Source organism: Robertmurraya mangrovi, assembly GCF_034427655.1.
Taxonomy (GTDB): domain Bacteria; phylum Bacillota; class Bacilli; order Bacillales; family Cytobacillaceae; genus Robertmurraya_A; species Robertmurraya_A mangrovi.
In genome coordinates this window covers 124393-145663 of the sequence record NZ_JAXOFX010000002.1, presented here as the reverse complement: position 1 = coordinate 145663, position 21271 = coordinate 124393, and the positions used below count along the sequence as shown (strand labels likewise).

The window sequence follows — 21271 nt, the reverse complement described above, 5'->3', positions numbered from 1 at the left end:
AAGAAAAAAGCCTAGGGGAAGTGATACCTTGAAAACTAGGAAAGATGCATGGACAGAGGAAGATGATCAATTTTTATACGAAACCGTAATGGAATATACACAAAATGGCGATAGCAAAGCTTCAGCCTATAGGAAAGCTAGTGATGTATTAGGTAGAACCGTAACGGCTTGTGCGTACCGTTGGAATAGACAGTTAAAACATAAAATGAAAATAAATCATATTAAGGAAGTAAGCTCCGACCAGAAAGAAGAATCATTGTGCACAGAACTCATGGTTATAGAAACCAATCATAGTGAGCTTGAGTCTATTCAATTAGATGATGTCATTCAATTTTTAATTGACTATAATAAGCAAAACGAAGGCATCCAAATGGAATATGAAAATAAAGGATTAAAGGAAGAGCATCAATTGCTTTCCGACAAACAGAGGGAACTTGAACAACTTTATGAGGAAAAGTTACTTTCTTTCAAACAGTTACGCGAGAAATATGAGGCATTAGCGAAATTGTTTAAAGGTATGGATGATGAGCTACTTAGAGGGAATATGGTGCATTAGCAAAAGGTCGGACATTAAAGTCCGACCTTCTTAGATTTCGTCTTTTACTCGACTAATTTTTATATCACTGAGGATTTCTTTTACAACGTGACTGGCCATTATTAAACCAGCAACAGAAGGGACGAAAGCATTCGATGAAGGTGGCATCTTAGCCTTTCTAATTACGGCTTCATCTTTACCAACTACTTTTCTTACATCTTCTCGAATCACAATTGGGCTCTCATCAGAAAAAACAACTGGAACTCCTTTTCTAATTCCTTCTTTACGAAGACGAGTACGTATCACTTTTGCGATTGGATCCGTATGTGTTTTTGAGATATCAGCTATTTGGAAACGAGTTGGATCCATTTTATTTGCCGCACCCATACTTGAGATCATTGGGATATTACGTTTTAAGCATTCTTTTATTAAGTGAATTTTATAAGAAATCGTATCGGAAGCATCAACAACGAAATCTAATCCATATTCAAAAATTTGCTCGTATGTTTCTTCTGTATAGAACATTTTTAGTGCTATAACTTCACACTCAGGATTGATGTCCATAATGCGTTCTTTCATTAAATCAGCTTTCGGTCTGCCGACTGTTGAAAGCAACGCGATAATTTGACGATTTACATTGGTAATATCAACATCGTCTTTATCGATTAAAATTAAGCGACCTACTCCAGAGCGAGCTAAAGCCTCAGCCGAGAAGGAACCTACGCCGCCAATCCCAAGGACTGCTACGGTAGAACCTTTCAGCTTATTTAAGCCTTCTTCACCAATTGCAAGTTCATTTCTTGAAAACTGATGCAACATCTATATATCAACTCCAAATGAATTATTATTTCTATTTTAATTCTTCTTATGTATTACCCGATAATGAATATATCATACTTTCATTTAAAAACAAGTATCACTATAGGAATTAGTGACTTTTTTTATTTGACTGTTTTCTATAGTTTGTCCGTTCCTTTCCGCTCCAGGCACTTGCTTTCCGCGGGGAGGAAGTCGAGCCTCCTCGCCGTTCCGTCTGTGGGGTCTCGACCTTTCCTCTATTTCCCGCAGGAGTCAAGTGCCTTCCGCTGCAATACACTCAGTGCTTCAAAGGTTGGTAACAGCAACAATCCTTATAATAATACAAAAAAACCACGCTTTTAGTAGCATGGTTTTAGTTAACGTATGTAACAAAAGAGTCCCAATTGTGCCGTCGTTTTTGTTCCTAGTTTTGAACCCGCACTCAGCAGGTGGGTGTTCTGTTCTGAGCTTTTGTAATTCCTAAGCCAAAGGCATTTACGCTGCTTCAGAAACTCGAACTCCCGTAGAAATAATGTTGGTCAAAACTTTAGGTGGTACTACGAACACATCAGGACTCTTTTCTATTGACTGTATAATAGCATATGAGACTTACCTAAATCAAGGTTGCAAAAATAGGTAATTACTCATCTTTTTTAATATTTAGTGAAAGATGGAGTTCGTCTAATTGAGCGTTACTTACTTCACCTGGAGCATCAGTTAATAAATCACTCGCACTTGCTGTTTTAGGGAATGCAATGGTATCACGTAAGTTTGTTCTACCTGCAAGTAGCATGACTAAACGATCTAGTCCAAGTGCAATTCCACCATGTGGAGGGGTTCCATATTCAAATGCTTCAAGAAGGAATCCAAATTGTTCCCTTGCTTCCTCTTCAGTAAAGCCTAATACGCTGAACATTTTCTCCTGTACCGATCTTTCAAAAATACGTAGAGAACCCCCACCAAGTTCGTAACCATTTAATACTAAGTCATAAGCTTGTGCTCGAACAGCTCCTGGGTTAGAATCAAGCATTTCTAAATCTTCTCTTACTGGCATAGTGAAAGGATGGTGTGCCGCATAGTATCTACCTTCTTCTTCAGCGTACTCTAATAACGGCCAATCCGTAATCCATAAGAAGTTAAACTTCGAAAGATCAATTAATTCTAGCTCTTTACCTAGCTTTAAGCGAAGTGCACCAAGAGCATCGGCCACTACATTAGTTTTATCTGCAACAAATAGTAGTAAGTCACCTTGCTCAACGGATAAAGCAGCTGTAATTCCCTCTTGCTCTTCTTCAGTCACAAACTTAAGTATAGGTCCTTTTAGTCCATCTTCTTCCGCTTTTAACCAAGCAAGACCTTTTGCTCCATATCTTGCTACAAATTCTGTTAGGGCATCAATATCTTTTCGTGAGTACTTAGCCGCTCCATTTTTTACATTGATTGCTTTTACTTGACCACCTGAAGAAATTGCTCCAGCAAAGACTTTAAAGCTTGAGTCTTTCACGATTTCAGAAAGGTCAACTAGCTCCATTTCGAAACGAGTATCCGGTTTGTCAGAACCATATCTAGCCATTGCTTCTTGGTAAGGCATACGTGGGAAAGGAGTTTGAACTTCTAGCCCCTTCACTTCTAGCATCATTTCCTTCATCATTTGTTCCATTAATGAAATGATGTTATCTTGGCTCATAAAACTTGTTTCAATATCAATTTGTGTAAATTCAGGCTGACGGTCTGCACGTAAATCCTCGTCACGGAAACAGCGTGCAATTTGATAATAACGTTCAAATCCACCAACCATCATTAACTGCTTAAAAATTTGTGGTGATTGAGGTAGTGCATAGAACTCACCTGGATGAACACGGCTTGGTACTAAGTAGTCACGAGCTCCCTCTGGAGTACTTTTTGTTAAGATTGGTGTTTCAACGTCCAGGAATCCTTCACGATCTAAGAAATTTCTAATTACTTTTGTTACTTGATGGCGCATTTTAAACGTTTCAAACATTACTGGACGTCGCAAATCTAAATAACGATATTTTAAACGTACATCCTCTGATACGTCTGTTTTGTCTGCAATAACAAATGGAGGTGTTTTTGCCTCATTAATAATCGTCACTTTTTCAGCTTTAATTTCAACTTTACCTGTTTTAAGGCTTTCGTTTACTGTTGCACCTTCACGAGCAATAACTGTGCCTTCAATATCTAGAACGTATTCATTTCTGATTTTCTCTGCTGTTGCAAGAGCCTCTCCCGATACTTCAGGGTTAAAAACGACTTGGACGATTCCTGTGCGGTCACGTAGGTCGATAAAGATAAGTCCTCCTAAATCACGTCGTTTTTGTACCCAACCTTTTAAAATAACTTTTTCACCTATTGCTTTTTCAGTAACTTCCCCGCAAAAATACGTTCTGCCGTACATTGTGTGACCCTCCTCTAATTCCTTATTCAATTTAATGTTTAACAATAGACTTGAATTCTTCTACAAAAGAATCTAATGGAACCTCTTTTTGCTCACCAGTTTCCATCGATTTTAAGTTAATTTTGTTTGCTTTTAATTCGTCTTCACCTAAAACGGCTACATACTTAGCTTTTAGACGATCAGCTGCTTTGAATTGAGTCTTAATTTTTCTGTCAAGATAATCTCTTTCAGCCGAAAATCCTTCTCTGCGAAGTTTGTGTAATAAGCCTACTGTATAATCTTTCGCTTCTTCTCCTAGGGAAACTAAGTAACAATCAATTCCTTCATCCATCTGTAGGTCAATTTTTTCAGCACCTAATGCCGCAATAAACCTTTCCACACTAAAGGCAAAGCCAATTCCAGGAGTTTCAGGTCCCCCAAGCTCTTCAACTAGTCCGTTGTAGCGGCCTCCACCACAAAGTGTCGTGATCGCTCCAAAACCTTCTGACTCACTCATAATTTCGAATGCAGTGTGGTTATAGTAATCTAGGCCACGAACAAGATTTGGATCGACTTCAAACTTAATATCTAAGTCTGTTAAGTATTTTTGAACTTTATCAAAATACTTTTTCGAATCTTCATTTAAGAAATCAAGGATGGATGGTGCAGACTTCATTAATTCATGTTCACGATCTTTTTTACAATCTAATATACGCATTGGATTTTTCTCTAATCGATTTTGGCAATCAGAACAAAATTCCTCTATTCTCGGCTTAAAGTGGTTAATTAATGCATCTTTATGAGCTTGTCGACTTTCTTTATCTCCCAGACTGTTAACAATCAGTTTTAATTGTTTTAAACCTAGTGATTGATAGATAGACATTGCAAGAGCAATTACTTCAGCATCGATTGCCGGATCTGCGCTTCCTAATGCTTCTACACCAAACTGAACAAATTGGCGGTAACGACCGGCTTGAGGACGTTCATAACGGAACATAGGTCCCATGTAGAAAAGCTTTACAGGTTGATCAGCATAGCCAAACATTTTATTTTCCACAAAGGATCTAACGGTTGAAGCCGTTCCTTCTGGGCGAAGTGTTAAGCTGCGGTCCCCCTTGTCTTGAAAAGTATACATTTCCTTTTGAACGATATCTGTTGTATCCCCAACACTTCTTAAAAACAGTTCCGTGTGTTCAAAAATGGGTGTACGAATCTCTTTGTATTGAAATTTCTCACAAAGTTCACGTGCTTTTTTTTCAATAAGTTGCCATTTCTCTACTTCTCCTGGCAAGATATCCTGGGTTCCTCTAGGGATATGAATATTCATGAAAATCCTCCTATACAATACGATCTATGTATGTTTCATTAAGTGTTAAGGTAAAAAGAGCAATAAAAAAACTCCCATCCCTTGTACTTAACATACAAGGGACGAGAGTTATGATTCCCGTGGTGCCACCCTAATTGAAATAGTAAAAAACCTATTTCCACTTAAACAGTTAACGCCTGTGAACGTCCTTCTCCTACTAAAGAATAAGTTCTTTTTCAGAGAGAAGCCTACGGAGTGTTCTTTCGTTTAGTCAACATGTAGAAATGCTTTCAGCCAACGACATTTCCTCTCTTGTCACGTGGGTCAAAACTACTCTTCTCCATCATCGGTTATAAATAATCGTGTTTATTATTTATATAATAATACGAACCATCTTTTATAATGTCAAGAAAACTTTATAAAAAGTCTGATATTAACTAATCATGTCTAATTTTGTTTTGTCTGAATTAATTGCGTTCAAGCTTTTTCTTTAGTTTTCTAACATCACCGATGGAAAGTCCGAATTCTGATGCTAGTTCTACCATTCCTAAGTTTTGTTCTTTTTGAATAAAATCGTGAAAGTCTACTCCAAAAAGCTGGTTGTCTCCACCTTGAATTGATGTTCCTTTTTCACTAAACCTCATCGTTTGATCACCTTTCGTTCTTTTAGTCTTAACTATTGTTCCCACAATTCAATAAAATTTACAGGGTTTTATAGTTAATTTCTTTTTAGGGCTAAACAGAATTATTTTTATTGGTTCTATGTATAATGACCGTTGATTTCCGCGGGGAGGTATGGGAGCCTCCTCGGCGTACCGCCTGTGGGGTCTCCCATTACCTCTACATCCCGCTGGAGTCAAGTGGCCTCCGTTCCAATCAACTCAGTGCACTCTAGATTGTAGGCATTTTAGTAAAAAAATTAATTAAAAACGTTAATTAAGTAAAAAGTCTGTCTAAACTTGAAGAGAAAAAAACGTTATGATTAGAAGGGATATGGTTTTTAGTAGCGAAAAGATTATAGTCAGCTTGTCCAGCTGGAGTGGATTAAGTGAGTTGGACATTCCCTTTTGAACCCCTTAGATGAACGAAAGGAGGGAACTGCTTGTTTCAAAGAAAACAATTATTAGTTCTACTATGTTTGATTTTGGGTTTATCTATGATTGGATTTCCGACCTCTACACATGCGGTAAGTGGGACGGTAGCGATTAGCTCTGATTTAATTAATGTTAGGGAAGGCCCTGGGCTTAGCTACAAAGTGGTTAGTAAAGTGAAGAAGGGCGATCAATTGAAGTTGCTAAAGGAAGAAGGAGACTGGCTTTACGTTCAAGTTTCTCCGGGAAAAACAGGGTGGGTGGCAAACTGGCTAGTGACGAAAACAGTTGCTCCTACTTTTACAAGCGGAAATTCAACCAATGCCACGGTGAGTACAAGTGGTTTAAGGTTACGCTCAGGTCCAGGAACCTCATATAATGTTGTTACTACGCTAACAACTGGTGAGCAAGTAACAGTAATCCAAACAAACGGGGACTGGGTTAAAGTTGACACGAAAAATGGACAAGGTTGGGTAGCTAAAGAGTTTTTAACAATAGAAACTTCTGCACAGCCTAGTACGAAGAAAAATGGTACAAGTACCACCAAAAAAGGTACCATACTAACTGATTCACTTAATGTTCGAAGTACTCCTTCCACACAGGGTTCTATCGTTGGAAAGTTAAATAAAGGTGACACAATCCAAATCATTTCCACTCAAACTCAATGGATTGAAATCCAATATCAAGGCAACAAAGCCTGGATTAGTGGAGAGTATGTCCAAATAGAGTCGGGGGATTCAAACAAGATTAATAATCCCATCCAAGAGGAAACTACTCAACCTAAAAAGAAAAATCCTTCAGGAATATACGGCACAGTGACAGCTAATAAAATCAATGTAAGACAAAGCGGTTCATTGAATGCAAAAGTCATAGGGACAGTCTCTAAGGGCCAATCCTTTAAAATAGTTGAAGAAATCAATAGTTGGGCAAAAGTTGAAATAAAATCAGGTACATACGGATGGATTGCTAGTTGGTATTTGGACAAAGCTTATCCAAAATCCTCATCTTCCAAGGATCAAATTCAGAAGAGTACGATTACTATTCTTCATGATGGGACTAACATCAGAACGGGTCCTAATACTAACACGATTATTAGTAAAATTGCTAGTAGTGGTGAGACTTTTCCGGTTGTTAGCTTAAAAGATCAGTGGTATGAGATTAAGCTTGAGAATGGTAAGTCTGGTTATGTTGCAGGATGGATTGTCTCTGTGAACGGGCCAGCCCCACAAGTAGAAAAGCCTGGCGCAAGTAGTTACTTGAAGAATAAAACCATTGTGATTGATCCTGGACATGGTGGAAGAGACAACGGAACTACTGGAGTGAAAGGTACAATTGAAAAAAGCTTAACACTTCAAACAGCTACTTTACTCTATGAGAAATTAAAAGGGACAGGTGCAAAAGTCATATTAACTAGAAACAGTGACTCGTATTTGTCACTAAATTCAAGAGTGAATATGTCAAACTATCACAATGCTGATGCCTTCATTAGTATCCATTACGATAGCATCGGCGATTCATCAGTAAAAGGGATGACAAGTTACTATTATCACTCTTATCAAAAGTCCTTAGCAACACATATACACAATCAAACGGTTTCTCAAGTCAAACTGAATAACCGAAATGTTCGCTTCGGTGATTACTATGTACTTCGAGAAAACAGTCGTAGTTCTGTTCTACTTGAGCTTGGATATTTGAGTAATCCTAGTGAGGAATCATTAGTAATCTCTTCCCAATATCAAGAACGAGCAGCTGAAGGAATTTATCAAGGATTGGTTACCTATTTCAAAGAATGGAATAATAATTAGTACTTTGGTGGAGCTTGTATTTTGCAAGCTCCATTTTTCACTAAAAAAATCGAAAAATAAAAGCAGCCCAAAAAGGACTGCATTCATTACTTGCTTTCTAAAATTAACGTTACTGGGCCATCATTGGTCAATTTAACGTCCATCATAGCCCCAAATTCACCTGTTTCGACGTGAATGCCTTTAGCTTCTAAAGCACGGTTAAAAGCCTCGTAAATCTGAACAGCGTGGTCTGGCTTGGCGGCATCCATAAAGTTTGGTCTTCTCCCTTTTCGGCAGTCACCATACAAAGTAAACTGAGAAACGGACAAGATTTCGCCTCCAACCTCTAGTAAAGAGAGATTCATTTTACCTTCAGTGTCCTCGAAAACACGAAGATTGGAAATCTTATCTGCTAGGTAGTCCGCGTCTTCTACCTTGTCTTCATGAGTGACCCCAACTAACAATACAAAGCCCTTTGAAATTTGCCCAATGATTTCACCAGCAACCGTTACACTAGCCTCTTTACTTCTTTGTAAAACAACTCGCATGTGAAGCTCCTTAGTTCATCATTCTTCTTACTGAGTAAATCTCAGATATTTGTTTAATTCTTTCAACCACTTTTTGCAAATGGCTAACATTAACAATAGAAATAGACATGATAATGGTTGCCATCTTATTACGATCAGAACGACCTGTTACTGCTGAAATATTGGTTTTTGTTTCGTTTACAGCTTGTAGTACCTCATTCAATAAACCGCGGCGGTCATAACCAGTAATCTCGATATCTACATTGTATTCTTTGCGGTCATTTAAACCAGTTTCCCATTCAACAGGAATGAGTCTAGCCTGGGCATCTGCTGTATCAATATTCGTACAATCAGCACGGTGAACAGACACCCCTCTACCCTTTGTAATAAAACCAACAATTTCATCACCAGGTACTGGATTACAACAACGGCTTAAACGTATTAGTAAATTATCTATACCAGAAACACGAACCCCTGACTCGCGTCTTTTCGTAGCTGGGAACGATTTAAGTTCGGATACTGCGTTCGTAATCGTTGTATTTTGTTCTAAGTCACGTTTTTTACGCCACTTCTCTGTTAAGCGGTTTGCAACTTGAAGGGCAGTTACACCATTATAGCCAACTGCGGCGTACATATCTTCATCATTAGCAAAATTAAACTTCTCTACCACACTTTTAATATTATCTGGTGTTAAAATCTCTTTTAAATCAAACTCCATATTGCGAATTTCTTTTTCTACCATTTCACGTCCTTTATCAACGTTTTCATCTCTACGCTGCTTTTTAAAGAACGCTCTGATTTTATTTTTCGCCTGAGAAGTTTGAGCTAGTTTTAACCAGTCTTGACTAGGTCCATAAGAGTGTTTTGAAGTTAAAATTTCAACAATATCACCCGTTTTTAACTTGTAATCCAGGGTAACCATTTTTCCATTTACTTTAGCACCGATCGTTTTATTACCAATTTCAGAGTGAATTCGGTAGGCAAAATCAATTGGTACCGAACCTGAGGCAAGTTCAATTACATCACCTTTTGGTGTAAAAACAAAGACCATGTCTGAGAATAAATCGATCTTGAGCGATTCCATAAATTCTTCTGCATTCGCTGTATCATCTTGGAATTCTAAAATTTCACGGAACCAAGTTAACTTTTCCTCTAATGATGCACTTTCATTAACCGTTTTGCCTTCTTTGTAAGCCCAGTGTGCGGCGATACCAAATTCAGCAATTTTATGCATTTCAGACGTTCGAATTTGAACTTCTAGTGGATCACCTTTTGGACCAATAACAGTCGTGTGTAAAGACTGATACATGTTTGGTTTAGGCATCGCAATATAATCTTTAAAACGACCCGGCATTGGTTTCCAGCATGTATGAATAATTCCTAATACAGCATAGCAATCCTTAATACTATTAACGATAATTCGCACAGCTAGTAGGTCATAGATTTCATTAAATTGTTTATTTTGAATAGCCATTTTTCGATAAATGCTATAAATATGCTTTGGCCTACCTGAAATTTCGTTCTTAATAGAAACTTCATTCATACTGTTTTTCATTTCTTCTATAACATCTTCTAAATACTGCTCACGTTCCGCACGCTTTTTCTTCATTAAGTTAACAATGCGGTAGTATTGCTGTGGATTTAAATATCGAAGAGCTGTATCTTCAAGCTCCCACTTAATTTTTGAAATCCCTAATCTATGAGCTAATGGGGCAAATATTTCAAGCGTTTCATTAGAAATTCTCCGTTGCTTTTCAGCAGGTAGATGTTTTAACGTTCTCATATTATGAAGACGGTCAGCAAGCTTAATCAAAATTACTCGAATATCCTGAGCCATTGCGACGAACATTTTACGGTGGTTTTCTGCCTGCTGTTCTTCTTGAGATTTATATTTAATTTTTCCAAGCTTTGTTACACCATCGACTAACATTGCCACTTCTTTTCCAAAAGCATCTTCAATATCCTTTAGAGTGACATCTGTATCTTCAACGACATCGTGAAGAAAACCAGCTGCAACCGTTGATGGGTCCATTTCTAAGTCAGCTAGTATACCAGCAACTTGTATAGGATGGATGATATACGGTTCACCAGATTTTCTGTATTGTTCACGATGGGAATGCTTAGCGAATTCATATGCTCTTCTAACAAAATTGGCATTCTCATCATTCAAATACTTTTTCGTCCTGTCGATGACTTGTTCGGCGGTCAACACCTGATCGTTCGCCATGTAATCACCTTTTATTCCCATTTTTTTATTTCATACTATATTAATGAATTCTCAGGAAAGAATTCCTCTACCTCTATTCTTTTATCATTCTAAATTAATTGAGTCTTTTTTTATACCTATCATTAGAAAAAAGCTTCTATTAAATTAGAACGATTGTTACTATTATCGAAAAAAAAAGTGGATATGTAAAGAGATTGGTTGTTATTTTTCTGGGAAAATCAAAAAACTTGTCGAAATGTGTCTATTACCTAGCTTTTTATACCTATAAAAAGAGTATTCTAATTATTTTGAATGAGTATTCTAGCCTTAGACTCAGCTTGAAACCTTTGGCTACTATATTATGCATCCAGAAAGGAAATTGAAAACATATAAAAACCTAAAACAAAAAAGCGCCCGAGAGCGCTTTTTCAAATTAGTATTGCATTAATGTTAGGATATCATAACCGTCTAGTTTGTCACGACCATCTAAATAAGTAAGCTCGATTAAGAATGCAATTCCAGCTACGACTCCACCTAGTTGTTCTACTAGCTTGATTGTTGCATCAATCGTACCACCAGTTGCTAATAGGTCATCTGTAATTAAGACACGTTGGCCTGGTTTTATCGCATCTTTATGGATGGTTAAAACGTCTTTCCCATATTCTAAACCGTAATTTACTTTAACCGTTTCACGAGGAAGCTTGCCCTCTTTTCTTACAGGTGCAAAGCCAACGCCTAAAGAATAAGCAACCGGACATCCAATGATAAATCCTCGTGCTTCTGGTCCGACAACTAAGTCGATATCTTTTTCACGAGCATATGCCACAATTTGATCTGTTGCATATCTATATGCATCCCCGTTGTCCATTAATGTCGTAATATCTTTAAATTTGATCCCTGGTTTTGGCCAATCTTCAACGATTGTAATATACTGCTTTAAATCCATTCTTCAACTGCCTCCTCAATATTAACCGACCCTTGAAATAATCCATCAAACCAACTCTTTAATTGCTGATGGGAAGAATATAATAAATCATTTTCAAGAGTAAATTGTGCAACCTTTTGTTGGTATGTGATTGACTCTGTTAAATCTCGTTTATTCATACCAGTATTCAAGGAAATAAATCCATTGTTTATTTTAACAAAATCCAACTCAAAAAACACCTCGGACATGAAGTCGATTGTTTCCCTTGTCCATCCACGATATTTAGCCAAATCATCTCCATACCTTTTTATATCAAAAGGAGCCTTTTTGGACAGAAATGCGTAAAACCATTTGAAATGTTCTCGAGTAGGCATTGTGCTAAAGAAATCACTGTCTTTTTTATAAAAATGCACGTAGATTCTACCTGGAGTTTTCCCTTCAAACAGTAGTTCTACTATTTTTTTTGACGGAGGCAAATCAAGTAGCACAACATGTTCATTCGCTAAGTCTAACTTGATTGCATCTTCCTCCGATTCTACAAGAATGATTTGATCTAATAACGTATGGAAAATAGTTTGATTAAACTCTTTATTAAAAACAATCCATTTTCCATTCGGAACCATATCAATCAATTTCTGGGTACGTTTTAGACCACGGTAATCAAATAACTGCCAATCTTGGACAGCTAAGTCTTCAAGAAAGATTTGTGGTTTACGGATATTATTCCACTCATTGATGGATAATTCTCCAATTACCGAGAGTTTTGAGTAAGGAGATATTTGTTCAAATACATACCCTAGTCCAAACCCGATTCCATCAAGTGTGACTCCTTCTTTCTCAATGGCCACTTTTAAATGGTTTTGATCTGCACCAATTTTACGGATTTGGGAAATACTCGTATCTTTTACTAAAACTTTTGGTTTGGGATTATTCATACCAAATGGAGAGAGCAATTGCATTTCTTCAATTGCACTAATCGGAATATCCTTGAGTTCCACTTCTCCATCTAGCTGAGTAATAGGAACAAAATCGTCCTCGGTTAGCTGCTCATTAGCAAGAACCGTTAAACGATTACGAAGATCGTCCACATCACTTAGTTGAAGGGTCATCCCCGCAGCTGCTGGGTGTCCTCCAAAATGAGGGAGAATCTCACGACAAGTAGACAAGTTTTTAAATAAATCAAAACCTGCAATACTTCTGGCTGACCCTTTAGCTAAATTCTTTTCCTCATCAAAGCTTAACACAATGGCAGGACGATAATACTTTTCTACAAGTCTTGATGCAACAATTCCAATGACCCCTGGATTCCATCCTTGTTTACCAATAACAATGACCGGATTTTTCTCAATAGGATAATGCTCATCCACCATTTTTATCGCTTCTTCAGAAATTGCATTAACAATAGCTTGTCTCTCTTTATTCAGTTGATCAATTTCCTCAGCAATCAATTCTGCTTCAAGAACATCTTGTGTTAGAAGTAAACGAGCGGCTGGTTCGGCATGATCTAACCTTCCTGCAGCATTAAGTCTAGGAGCTATGATAAAACCTACTGTTTCCTCATCAACAGATCCTGCCTCGACTCCTGTTAGCTTAAACAAAGATTTTAATCCGACTCTTTCCGTGCTTTTTAACTTTCTAATGCCTCTTTTGGCAATTAAACGGTTTTCACCATTTAGAGGAACTAAGTCAGCGATTGTTCCAATTGCCGCAAGGTCTAGCAAATGTTCCGGAACTTTTCCATATAATGCATGTGCTAGTTTAAAAGCCACCCCAACGCCTGCTAAATCACGGAAAGGATAAGGGCTATTTTCAAGCTTAGGATGAATGATTGCTAACGCCTCAGGAAGTTCAGGACCAGGTTCATGGTGGTCTGTAATAATTAAATCTATTCCAAGTTCTTTCGCTATTTTTGCTTCATGTATCGCTGATATCCCTGTATCAACAGTAATAATTAGACGGATTCCATTTTCTGCAGCTAGTCTAAAAGCATTTTCGTTTGGTCCATATCCCTCTGTAAAACGGTTAGGAATATAAAACTGCACGTTTGCTCCTAACTCCTGCAGTGCAATCATAATAACTGAGGTACTTGTTACTCCGTCCGCATCATAATCCCCAAATATGAGGATAGGCTCTTGCTTTTCTATCGCCTCTTTTATTCGTTCAACTGCCACGTCCATAAATAATAATAGAAACGGATCATGGAAGGTCTGATCTTTATCAAATAAAAAATACCGTGCTGAATCGACAGTATTAATTCCGCGATTTACAAGTAACGAAGCTACAAGAGGAGTTATGTTTAATTCATTAACGAGTTGACCGACTAATTCTTGGTTGGTTTGTCGAACGACCCAACGTGTTTTTGCCTTTAACATACGTTCACCCCTTAGCTTTTCTATTATACAAGAGGTGTTTCACCGTTTCAATGAAAGATATTTGAAAAAAGCACTGTAGCATAATAGTTAATTTTTAGAGAAAAAAACTTCAATTATATAAAAAAGACAGCTTATCTGCTGCCTTTTTCATCAACTTTGTTAGGAGAAGGTTTATTTGAATCTCCTTTTGTAGCCTGTAATTTCAACTCCGCTTTTAAATGTTGATTTTCCTTTGATAATGCCTTTAGATTTTTTTGCAATGCATACACCCGCACTAATCCGACTGAACCTATAATTAAACCACCCATTAAAACGGAACTTAATATGACTAATATAAGCGGCCATTGACTTTGACCGAAAAGATAATTAACTTGTACAGGTTCTACATTAATAACCGCAAAAATCGCTACAATTAATGCAAAAACAATCCCAAAGATAAGTGTCCACTGAAACTTCATGATGTTTCTCTCCTAACTCACAATGGATTAAGTAATATCAATTTCATCGTTCGTATTTCCATTGTTAGGATTATAGGGATTAATATGAACAAATACATTTTCTACATGTTTTTGTTCCATTAATTTAGATTTAACTTTTTTACCTACTCGATGTCCCTCTTCTACAGTCATATGCGGATCAACTGATATCTTCAAATCAATAATCACATAGTGTCCATGTTCACGAGCATGCAGTTCATCCAGTTTCTTAACTTCTTCCACTTCTTCGACTATTTTTCTTAACTCTAATGTATCCTCTTCGTGGAGAACGTGATCCATCGTATTATGAATCGATTCTTTTCCTAAGGTCCATGCCATTTTAATTACTAAAATGGAAACGAGTAAACCAGCAACCGGGTCCGCATATTCTAACCATTCAATATCTAACTTACCACCAATAATTGCAGCCCCAATCCCAACTAACGCTGCAATCGAGGAGTAAACGTCCGACCGATGTTCATAAGCATTTACTATTAATGCCTCACTATTTAACTTCTTACCCAATTTGAATTTATAGCGAAACAAAATTTCTTTTGAAACAATAGATAGAATAACTGCTGCCACCGCAATGGTCTTTGGAGGTTCGATCGGATGGAAAAATGATTCGAAAGATGATCTTCCTATTTCAACTCCAACTAATAATAAAAGTACTGCCACAATGATGGCAGCAATAGATTCAGCTTTTCCATGACCATATGGATGGTCCTCATCAGGTGGTTGTTTAGCTGCTCTTAATCCTATGTAAACCGCGAGTGAACCAGCAACGTCAGAAGCAGAATGGACGGCATCTGCCACTAAAGCTCGGCTTCCGGAATAAACTCCGACTCCCCATTTAATGATTGTTAAAACAATATTTACAACAACACCAACCATTGCGGCGAACTCTGCCTTTTTAAAACGCACATCTTTCTCCAAATGAAACCTTCCCTTCAAGTGTAGATACATATAGTGTAACCTAAAAAGACATCTTGAACATAATTTGGCATTATTTCTCCCGCTTTTAAAGATAGTTTTTCCTAAGGTAAAAGAAAAAACCGTAGGAAATCCTACGGTTAGACTTGTGGTTCGTCTGAAATTTTTGCTTTTTCTTTAACAGTAACAATCGTACCTTTTTTTGCTAACTCTCTTTTTTTCCATACAAACCATAATTGGGCTGCAATGAATAATGAAGAATAAGTACCAGCAATTAAACCTACTAATAGGGCAAACGAGAAGTTTTGAATGGTTTCACTACCTAGTACTAGTAAGCCAACTACAGCAATAATAACTGTTAAAACAGTATTTACTGATCGACCTAATGTTTGACGTAAACTAACATTTACTACTTCTGCGATATCTTCAACCGTTTTGAAACGTTTTTTACGTTGTGAATTCTCACGAATACGGTCGAACGTAACAATCGTATCGTTTATCGAATAACCAACAATCGTTAATACTGCTGCGATAAATGTTAAGTCCACTTCAAGTCTTGTAATACTAAAGAATGCAATAATAAAGAACGCATCATGGAGTAGAGCAATTACTGCTGCTAATCCCATATAAAGCTCAAATCTAAAGGCTACATAGATAATAATCCCTATAGCTGCAAGAGCAACAGCATAGATAGCATTTTCAGCAAGTTCCTTACCAACAGTAGGAGATACCGTACTTACGTTAGGTTCAGCTCCAAATTCATCTTTGAAATGCTGCTTTAAAGTAGCGATTTCTTCTTTAGTCATTACGTCTTTAATCCTAGCAACACCAATTTCTTTATTTTCACCTGAAATAACGATGTCATTTGTTTCAAGATTCACTTTTGTTAATTCATCTTTAACTTCTTGGGTAGTTAAAGCCTTTTCAGATAATAACTCGATACGAGTTCCACTTGTGAAATCAATTCCGAGGTTTAATCGGAATACAGCCAACAGAATGAAACCTAATGTAATTAAGACACCTGATATGATGAAAAATTTATTTCTTGAGCCTACAAAGTCAAAGCGATCAAATTTAGTAGGCAAATCAAGTGTATCATAGTTCTCTGCAATATCTTTTATTTCACTTTGCTTTATACCAAACCAAGAAACTCTTTTATTTAGGAAACGACTGTTTACCCATAAGCCTAGGAGTAGTCTTGAGCCAAATACGGCTGTGATAAAACTAGCTAATACGCTAAGAATTAACATCGTTGCAAACCCTTTAACAGAGCTTGTCCCATATGCGAATAATACAACCGCAGCTAAAATCGTAGTGATATTAGCGTCAAAAATTGTTGAGAAAGAGTTTTTACTACCCGCTTGGAATGCAGCTTTGACTGACCTACCAACCTTTAATTCTTCTTTGATACGTTCATACGTAATGATGTTCGCATCAACGGCCATCCCGACACCTAGAATTAGGGCAGCGATACCAGGTAGAGTTAAGACACCATTCATCCAATCAAATACTAGTAAAATTAAATAAATATAAATCGATAGAGTAATGGTAGCAATGAAACCTGGGAAACGATAGTACACAATCATGAATAAGAAGATGATTGCGATTCCCACGATACCAGCTAGGATGGTCTTCTCCATCGCTTGTTCACCAAATTTTGCTCCAACAGATGTAGAGTACACTTCATCCAAATTAACTGGTAAAGCTCCAGCATTTAATAATGAAGCTAACGTTTTTGCTTCATCTACAGTAAAGTTACCAACAATGGAAACCGTATCCTGATTAAAGATTTGGCTTACATTTGGATTAGAGATAAACTTAGGTTTTTGTTTTGTTAATTCTTGTTGATAAGAATCTTTACCTTCTTCAAAATCTAACCAAATAACTAATTGATTATTTGGAGCCATGTTAACAATTTCTTCAGTTACTGTTCTAAATTTATCAGCACTTTTTAATTTAAGGGAAACACTTGGTTTACCTTGCTCATCAAACGTTTGCTTCGCTCCACCTTCTACTAGGTCAGCTCCATCCATTTTTTTTACGTCATTTGCATCACGAAATGAAAGGTTTGCTTCTGTAGAAAGAATTTCACGAGCTTTATTTTGATCATCCACTCCAGCAAGCTGAACACGGATACGATTTTCACCTTCAATTTGGATATTTGGCTCACTTACGCCTAGAACGTTAATCCTTTTATCGAGGGCTTCCGCCGTAGCTGCTAGCATTTCTTTGTCTATTTTTTGCTCTTTACCACCGTCTTGTATTGGGGAAACTTCATAAAGTATTTCAAATCCACCTTGAAGATCCAATCCAAGTTTAATATTGTTCAAGATGCTATTTGTTGTTAGCCCCATCATACTTCCAATAGTAAGAATGATTAACAAGAAGGCAACAATCCGACTGCGCTTTACCATTATGCGTAAATCCTCCTTAAACTTATCCCATGACTCTCAAAAATTTAAATAAATAACTAATGAGCGATTCACTGTCACTAAATATGTACATTCAAGCTCTATTGTGTAACTAGAAATAAGATTTAGATGTAACAATGAATAATAATGCCTATTAGTATAATAACATTGTCTAGCTATTATAATGACTAGACATGGCCAATATTCTCATTATGAAACAGTTTGGAAATACTGTCAATTTGTCTTTTTAAGAAATAAAATTACTATACTAGAAAAAAGGAAGAAATTAGTACAACAAACCGATCCAAGTTGATAAAACTTTATTATTCTTAGTCTATTCTCACTAGATTTACAAATAAATCTCGAAAAAACCACAGGAATATAATACTAAAAAAGAATATTTTTTAAAAATTTGATTATTTCAATAATTCTCTGCGTTCTTCTTCATTAGCAAAAGAGAATTCATCCATTTTAAAGGCTTGAATGGTAGTGAAATTCATAAATTCCCCAATATCTACAGACATAATATCTTGAACCACTTCAAAAAGCTTCTTATCCTCCTGAGTTTTCTTCCATTTTTTCTTCATTAAAAACTCCCATAATGACGTTTCAGTTATGGTGTCATATCCAAGCAGACGAAACTCTTCTAACTTACTTACTAATGCAGGTTGTACCGTATCGCGAAAACAATCGTACTTATGGCCGATTTTCATGTTCAGCCCCTCCTACTTAAGATAAAAAAATTATTTAACTTGTCATGCTTTGTCCACATAGATGCATATAGTTAATTGTATATGATTGAGGCCATTTCATAAAGGCTCTTATTTTATGAATACGTGATTAGTTTTCATACTGGTATAAAATTCACCCGAAATTTGTATGTTCGTAGAAGGTAGGGAGTGGGATGTCTAAGTTTTTAAAAGGGACCATTATATTATTAATTGCCGGTTTAGTAACTAGGGTACTAGGATTTATTAACCGCATTGTGATTGCCCGTTTTATTGGGGAAGAAGGTGTCGGTTTATATATGATGGCGTTTCCGACCCTAATTCTAGTCATCACAATAACCCAAATAGGCTTGCCGGTTGCTATTTCAAAGAACGTAGCAGAAGCTGAAGCAAGAGGGGATTTCAAAAAGGTCAAACAAATACTTGTTGTCTCGTTAGCTACCACCATTTCTCTCTCTCTTGTATTTACACCAGCGTTAATTATACTTGCACCATATTTAGCTGAAACATTATTTACAGACCCTAGAACACATTTACCTTTATTAGCGATTGCTCCAATTGTGCCGATTGTTGCCATATCTTCTGTTATTAGAGGGTACTTCCAGGGTCGACAAAATATGAAACCAGCTGCTTACTCACAAGTACTAGAGCAAGTTGCACGAATTACGCTAATTGCGGTCATGACTAAAATGTTTCTACCTTATGGGGTGGAATATGCAGCAGCGGGTGCTATGTTTGCATCGGTTATTGGAGAATTAATCTCATTGGCTTACTTAATGACCACTTTTAAAATAAAGAAGAAATTCCCTTTAAGAAAAAAGTTTTTTAAACAGGTTAAAGAAGGTAAATCCACCTTTAAAGAATTAATGAATGTTGCTCTGCCTACAACCGGAAGTAGAATGATTGGTTCCATCTCCTGGTTTTTCGAGCCTATTGTTGTTGCCCATGGACTAGCCATTGCAGGAGTGGCAGCTGTAGAAGCTACTAAACAGTATGGTTCATTAACTGGATTTGCCATGCCCTTATTGTTTCTACCATCGTTTGTCACCTATTCACTATCAACTTCTCTTGTACCAGCGATTAGTGAAGCTAATTCAAAAAATGATAAAAAATTAATTGAATATCGCCTTCAACAAGCTTTAAAGTTTGTATTTTTAACGGGTGGCTTAGCAGTAGTGATTCTTTATGTACTTGCAGATCCATTAATGAATGTCATGTATGGATCTACTAGTGGGGCAATTTTCATTAAAATTATGGCTCCCTTCTTCTTGTTCTATTATTATCAAGGCCCCTTACAAGCGACCTTACAAGCTTTAAACTTAGCTAGGGCTGCCATGATCAATAGTTTAATCGGAAATATTGTAAAAACAGCTGTCATCTTTGCATTAGCTTCTCAAGCCAGTCTTGGAATAAACGGAGCAGCATTAGGCATTGTAGTTGGGATTTTACTAACTACGCTCCTACATTTTGCAACGGTCTTAAAAAGAATTTCCTTTACATTCTATATAAGAGACTATATAAAAACATTTTTAGTTATGGGCGCCTCAGGCTATAGTGGATATTGGTTGTTTCACCAACTCTCAAGTAATATGTCGATTTCGATTAAAGTACTAATTGCGACATTACTAATATCCTTTGTGTATTTGATCTTAATTTTAATGTTAGGTTTAATTAAAAAAGATGATGTTAAACGTATTCCACGTATTGGTGGACCTCTATCAAAACTTGTTTTCAGATAAGAAAAGCGCAAGCGTCCCGTTTAGCGACGTATGGACTGGAGCGCCTCGACTGAGATAAAGGAAACACGAAGAGCGTGAGCGATTCGATGTTGACTTATCGTAGGGAGAGGAGCGAAGTACACTAGTCGCTGGGCGCTGGAGCTAGACAGTAGTCTAACTTCAGAAACTTATACTATCTAATCTTAATAAGAAAAAAGGGATTCATCGCTGAATCCCTTTTTCCTTTATCGGTCGATTAAATCAATAAAGAACTTTCCATCTTGATAACTACAAAAAGAAATGTCTTTTATTTCCTTATACCCGAGATCCCTAAGCTGTTGCCTTAACCATAAATTATTTTTATTAATCCATGCTAGGTTTTCCTCTTGGATTTCTCCATCAATGATTAATGGAATGGTTATGCCGCTTTTCTGGTCTTCTTTTTCAATGATAGAAAGCTTACCCGAGGTTTCTAAAATAGCGAATTCCACATCGGCAATGTTTCTAATATTTTTTTCCCTTAACTGTAAGAGAAGGTCATCAAAATTATATCTTTGTTTCTTCATTTCCTTTTCATCAATCTGTCCATTTTTAATAATAATGGTCGGTTGTCCATCTACTATATCCCTGAAACTTTTACTTTTTAAGGAAAAGAAGGACAAAATAATTTGCACGCCCATTAATAAAACCATAGGCAATACAGAATGAAAGAATTGATCCTTCGTGTTTTCTATCGCAACTACTGCTAGCTCCGCAATCATGATATAAACAACAAAGTCGAGTACATTTATTTCTCCAATTTCTCTTTTACCCATAATTCTAAAAATCACTAAAATAATCGCATATAGACCCAAGGTTCTAAGAATGATGAGCGTATACTCTGGCAAATTCCCCTCCCCTTTCATTTTTCATTTCTAATTATTTTCTGCCTATCTTTTCATATTCATGATGGGAAGGTTTTTCCAATAATCGTTCAACATAAAAAATATTTATTCTATTTTTTGTAATCTTTGAATATGCATGTACTAAGTAAAATACAAGCTGTATTAACAGTGGTTTAGTAATG

The 21271-nt window shown here is 36.7% G+C and carries 16 protein-coding genes, 1 other RNA gene and 1 other annotated feature; of the genes, 3 read left to right on the top strand and 14 right to left on the bottom strand.

What is annotated here, in order from left to right; translation table 11 throughout:
- The first annotated feature begins 28 nt into the window (after window positions 1–28).
- Entirely contained in the window at window positions 29–556 is a 528-nt protein-coding gene (locus SM124_RS03755) for a Myb-like DNA-binding domain-containing protein (RefSeq protein ID WP_322445402.1), read from the top strand.
- Window positions 557–586: 30 nt separating this feature from the next.
- Here the strand turns inward: SM124_RS03755 and SM124_RS03750 are convergent, their stop codons facing one another.
- The 5 genes from SM124_RS03750 to SM124_RS03730 all read right to left on the bottom strand — a co-directional run bounded on the left by SM124_RS03750 (window position 587) and on the right by SM124_RS03730 (window position 5678).
- Complete coding sequence (locus SM124_RS03750; protein WP_322445401.1) at window positions 587–1354, bottom strand: tRNA threonylcarbamoyladenosine dehydratase; 768 nt, start codon at window positions 1352–1354, stop codon at window positions 587–589.
- 372 nt (window positions 1355–1726) lie between these two features.
- A non-coding RNA gene (gene ssrS / locus SM124_RS03745) (6S RNA) lies at window positions 1727–1911 on the bottom strand.
- A gap of 62 nt (window positions 1912–1973) precedes the next feature.
- Entirely contained in the window at window positions 1974–3749 is a 1776-nt protein-coding gene (gene aspS, locus SM124_RS03740) for an aspartate--tRNA ligase (protein ID WP_322445400.1), read from the bottom strand.
- Between the two features lie 31 nt (window positions 3750–3780).
- Window positions 3781–5055: a histidine--tRNA ligase gene (gene hisS / locus SM124_RS03735; protein WP_322445399.1), complete on the bottom strand. Its 1275-nt coding sequence runs from the start codon at window positions 5053–5055 to the stop codon at window positions 3781–3783.
- 94 nt (window positions 5056–5149) lie between these two features.
- Window positions 5150–5390 (bottom strand) — a binding site (T-box leader).
- Between the two features lie 111 nt (window positions 5391–5501).
- A complete protein-coding gene (locus SM124_RS03730) occupies window positions 5502–5678 on the bottom strand; it encodes a hypothetical protein (protein ID WP_322445398.1) in 177 nt (58 codons plus the stop codon).
- Window positions 5679–6136: 458 nt separating this feature from the next.
- Here SM124_RS03730 and SM124_RS03725 point away from each other — a divergent pair, with 458 nt between their 5' ends.
- On the top strand, window positions 6137–7930 hold the full coding sequence (locus SM124_RS03725; RefSeq protein ID WP_322445397.1) for an N-acetylmuramoyl-L-alanine amidase family protein: 1794 nt from the start codon (window positions 6137–6139) through the stop codon (window positions 7928–7930).
- An 86-nt stretch (window positions 7931–8016) separates the two neighbouring features.
- Here the strand turns inward: SM124_RS03725 and dtd are convergent, their stop codons facing one another.
- From dtd to SM124_RS03685, 8 genes are all read right to left on the bottom strand, one after another.
- Window positions 8017–8457, bottom strand: a complete 441-nt coding sequence (gene dtd, locus SM124_RS03720; protein WP_322445396.1) for a D-aminoacyl-tRNA deacylase — start codon at window positions 8455–8457, stop codon at window positions 8017–8019.
- Between the two features lie 10 nt (window positions 8458–8467).
- Window positions 8468–10663: a RelA/SpoT family protein gene (locus tag SM124_RS03715; protein ID WP_322445395.1), complete on the bottom strand. Its 2196-nt coding sequence runs from the start codon at window positions 10661–10663 to the stop codon at window positions 8468–8470.
- Between the two features lie 412 nt (window positions 10664–11075).
- Entirely contained in the window at window positions 11076–11588 is a 513-nt protein-coding gene (locus SM124_RS03710) for an adenine phosphoribosyltransferase (RefSeq protein ID WP_322445394.1), read from the bottom strand.
- Window positions 11579–13939, bottom strand: a complete 2361-nt coding sequence (gene recJ, locus SM124_RS03705) for a single-stranded-DNA-specific exonuclease RecJ (protein WP_322445393.1) — start codon at window positions 13937–13939, stop codon at window positions 11579–11581. Before recJ ends, SM124_RS03710 begins: the two co-directional genes overlap by 10 nt.
- A 131-nt stretch (window positions 13940–14070) precedes the next feature.
- A complete protein-coding gene (locus SM124_RS03700; RefSeq protein WP_322445392.1) occupies window positions 14071–14397 on the bottom strand; it encodes a LapA family protein in 327 nt (108 codons plus the stop codon).
- A gap of 27 nt (window positions 14398–14424) precedes the next feature.
- Entirely contained in the window at window positions 14425–15351 is a 927-nt protein-coding gene (locus SM124_RS03695; RefSeq protein ID WP_322445391.1) for a cation diffusion facilitator family transporter, read from the bottom strand.
- A 137-nt stretch (window positions 15352–15488) separates the two neighbouring features.
- A complete protein-coding gene (secDF, locus tag SM124_RS03690; RefSeq protein ID WP_322445390.1) occupies window positions 15489–17762 on the bottom strand; it encodes a protein translocase subunit SecDF in 2274 nt (757 codons plus the stop codon).
- Between the two features lie 413 nt (window positions 17763–18175).
- Entirely contained in the window at window positions 18176–18472 is a 297-nt protein-coding gene (locus SM124_RS03685) for a post-transcriptional regulator (protein WP_322445389.1), read from the bottom strand.
- A 191-nt stretch (window positions 18473–18663) separates the two neighbouring features.
- Between SM124_RS03685 and spoVB the strand changes: the two genes are divergently transcribed.
- Window positions 18664–20226, top strand: a complete 1563-nt coding sequence (gene spoVB / locus SM124_RS03680) for a stage V sporulation protein B (RefSeq protein WP_322445388.1) — start codon at window positions 18664–18666, stop codon at window positions 20224–20226.
- A gap of 224 nt (window positions 20227–20450) precedes the next feature.
- Here spoVB and SM124_RS03675 read toward each other — a convergent pair whose 3' ends face one another.
- Window positions 20451–21092 (bottom strand): DUF421 domain-containing protein, encoded by a 642-nt coding sequence (locus SM124_RS03675; protein WP_322445387.1) that lies wholly within the window; start codon window positions 21090–21092, stop codon window positions 20451–20453.
- Between the last annotated feature and the right edge of the window lie 179 nt (window positions 21093–21271).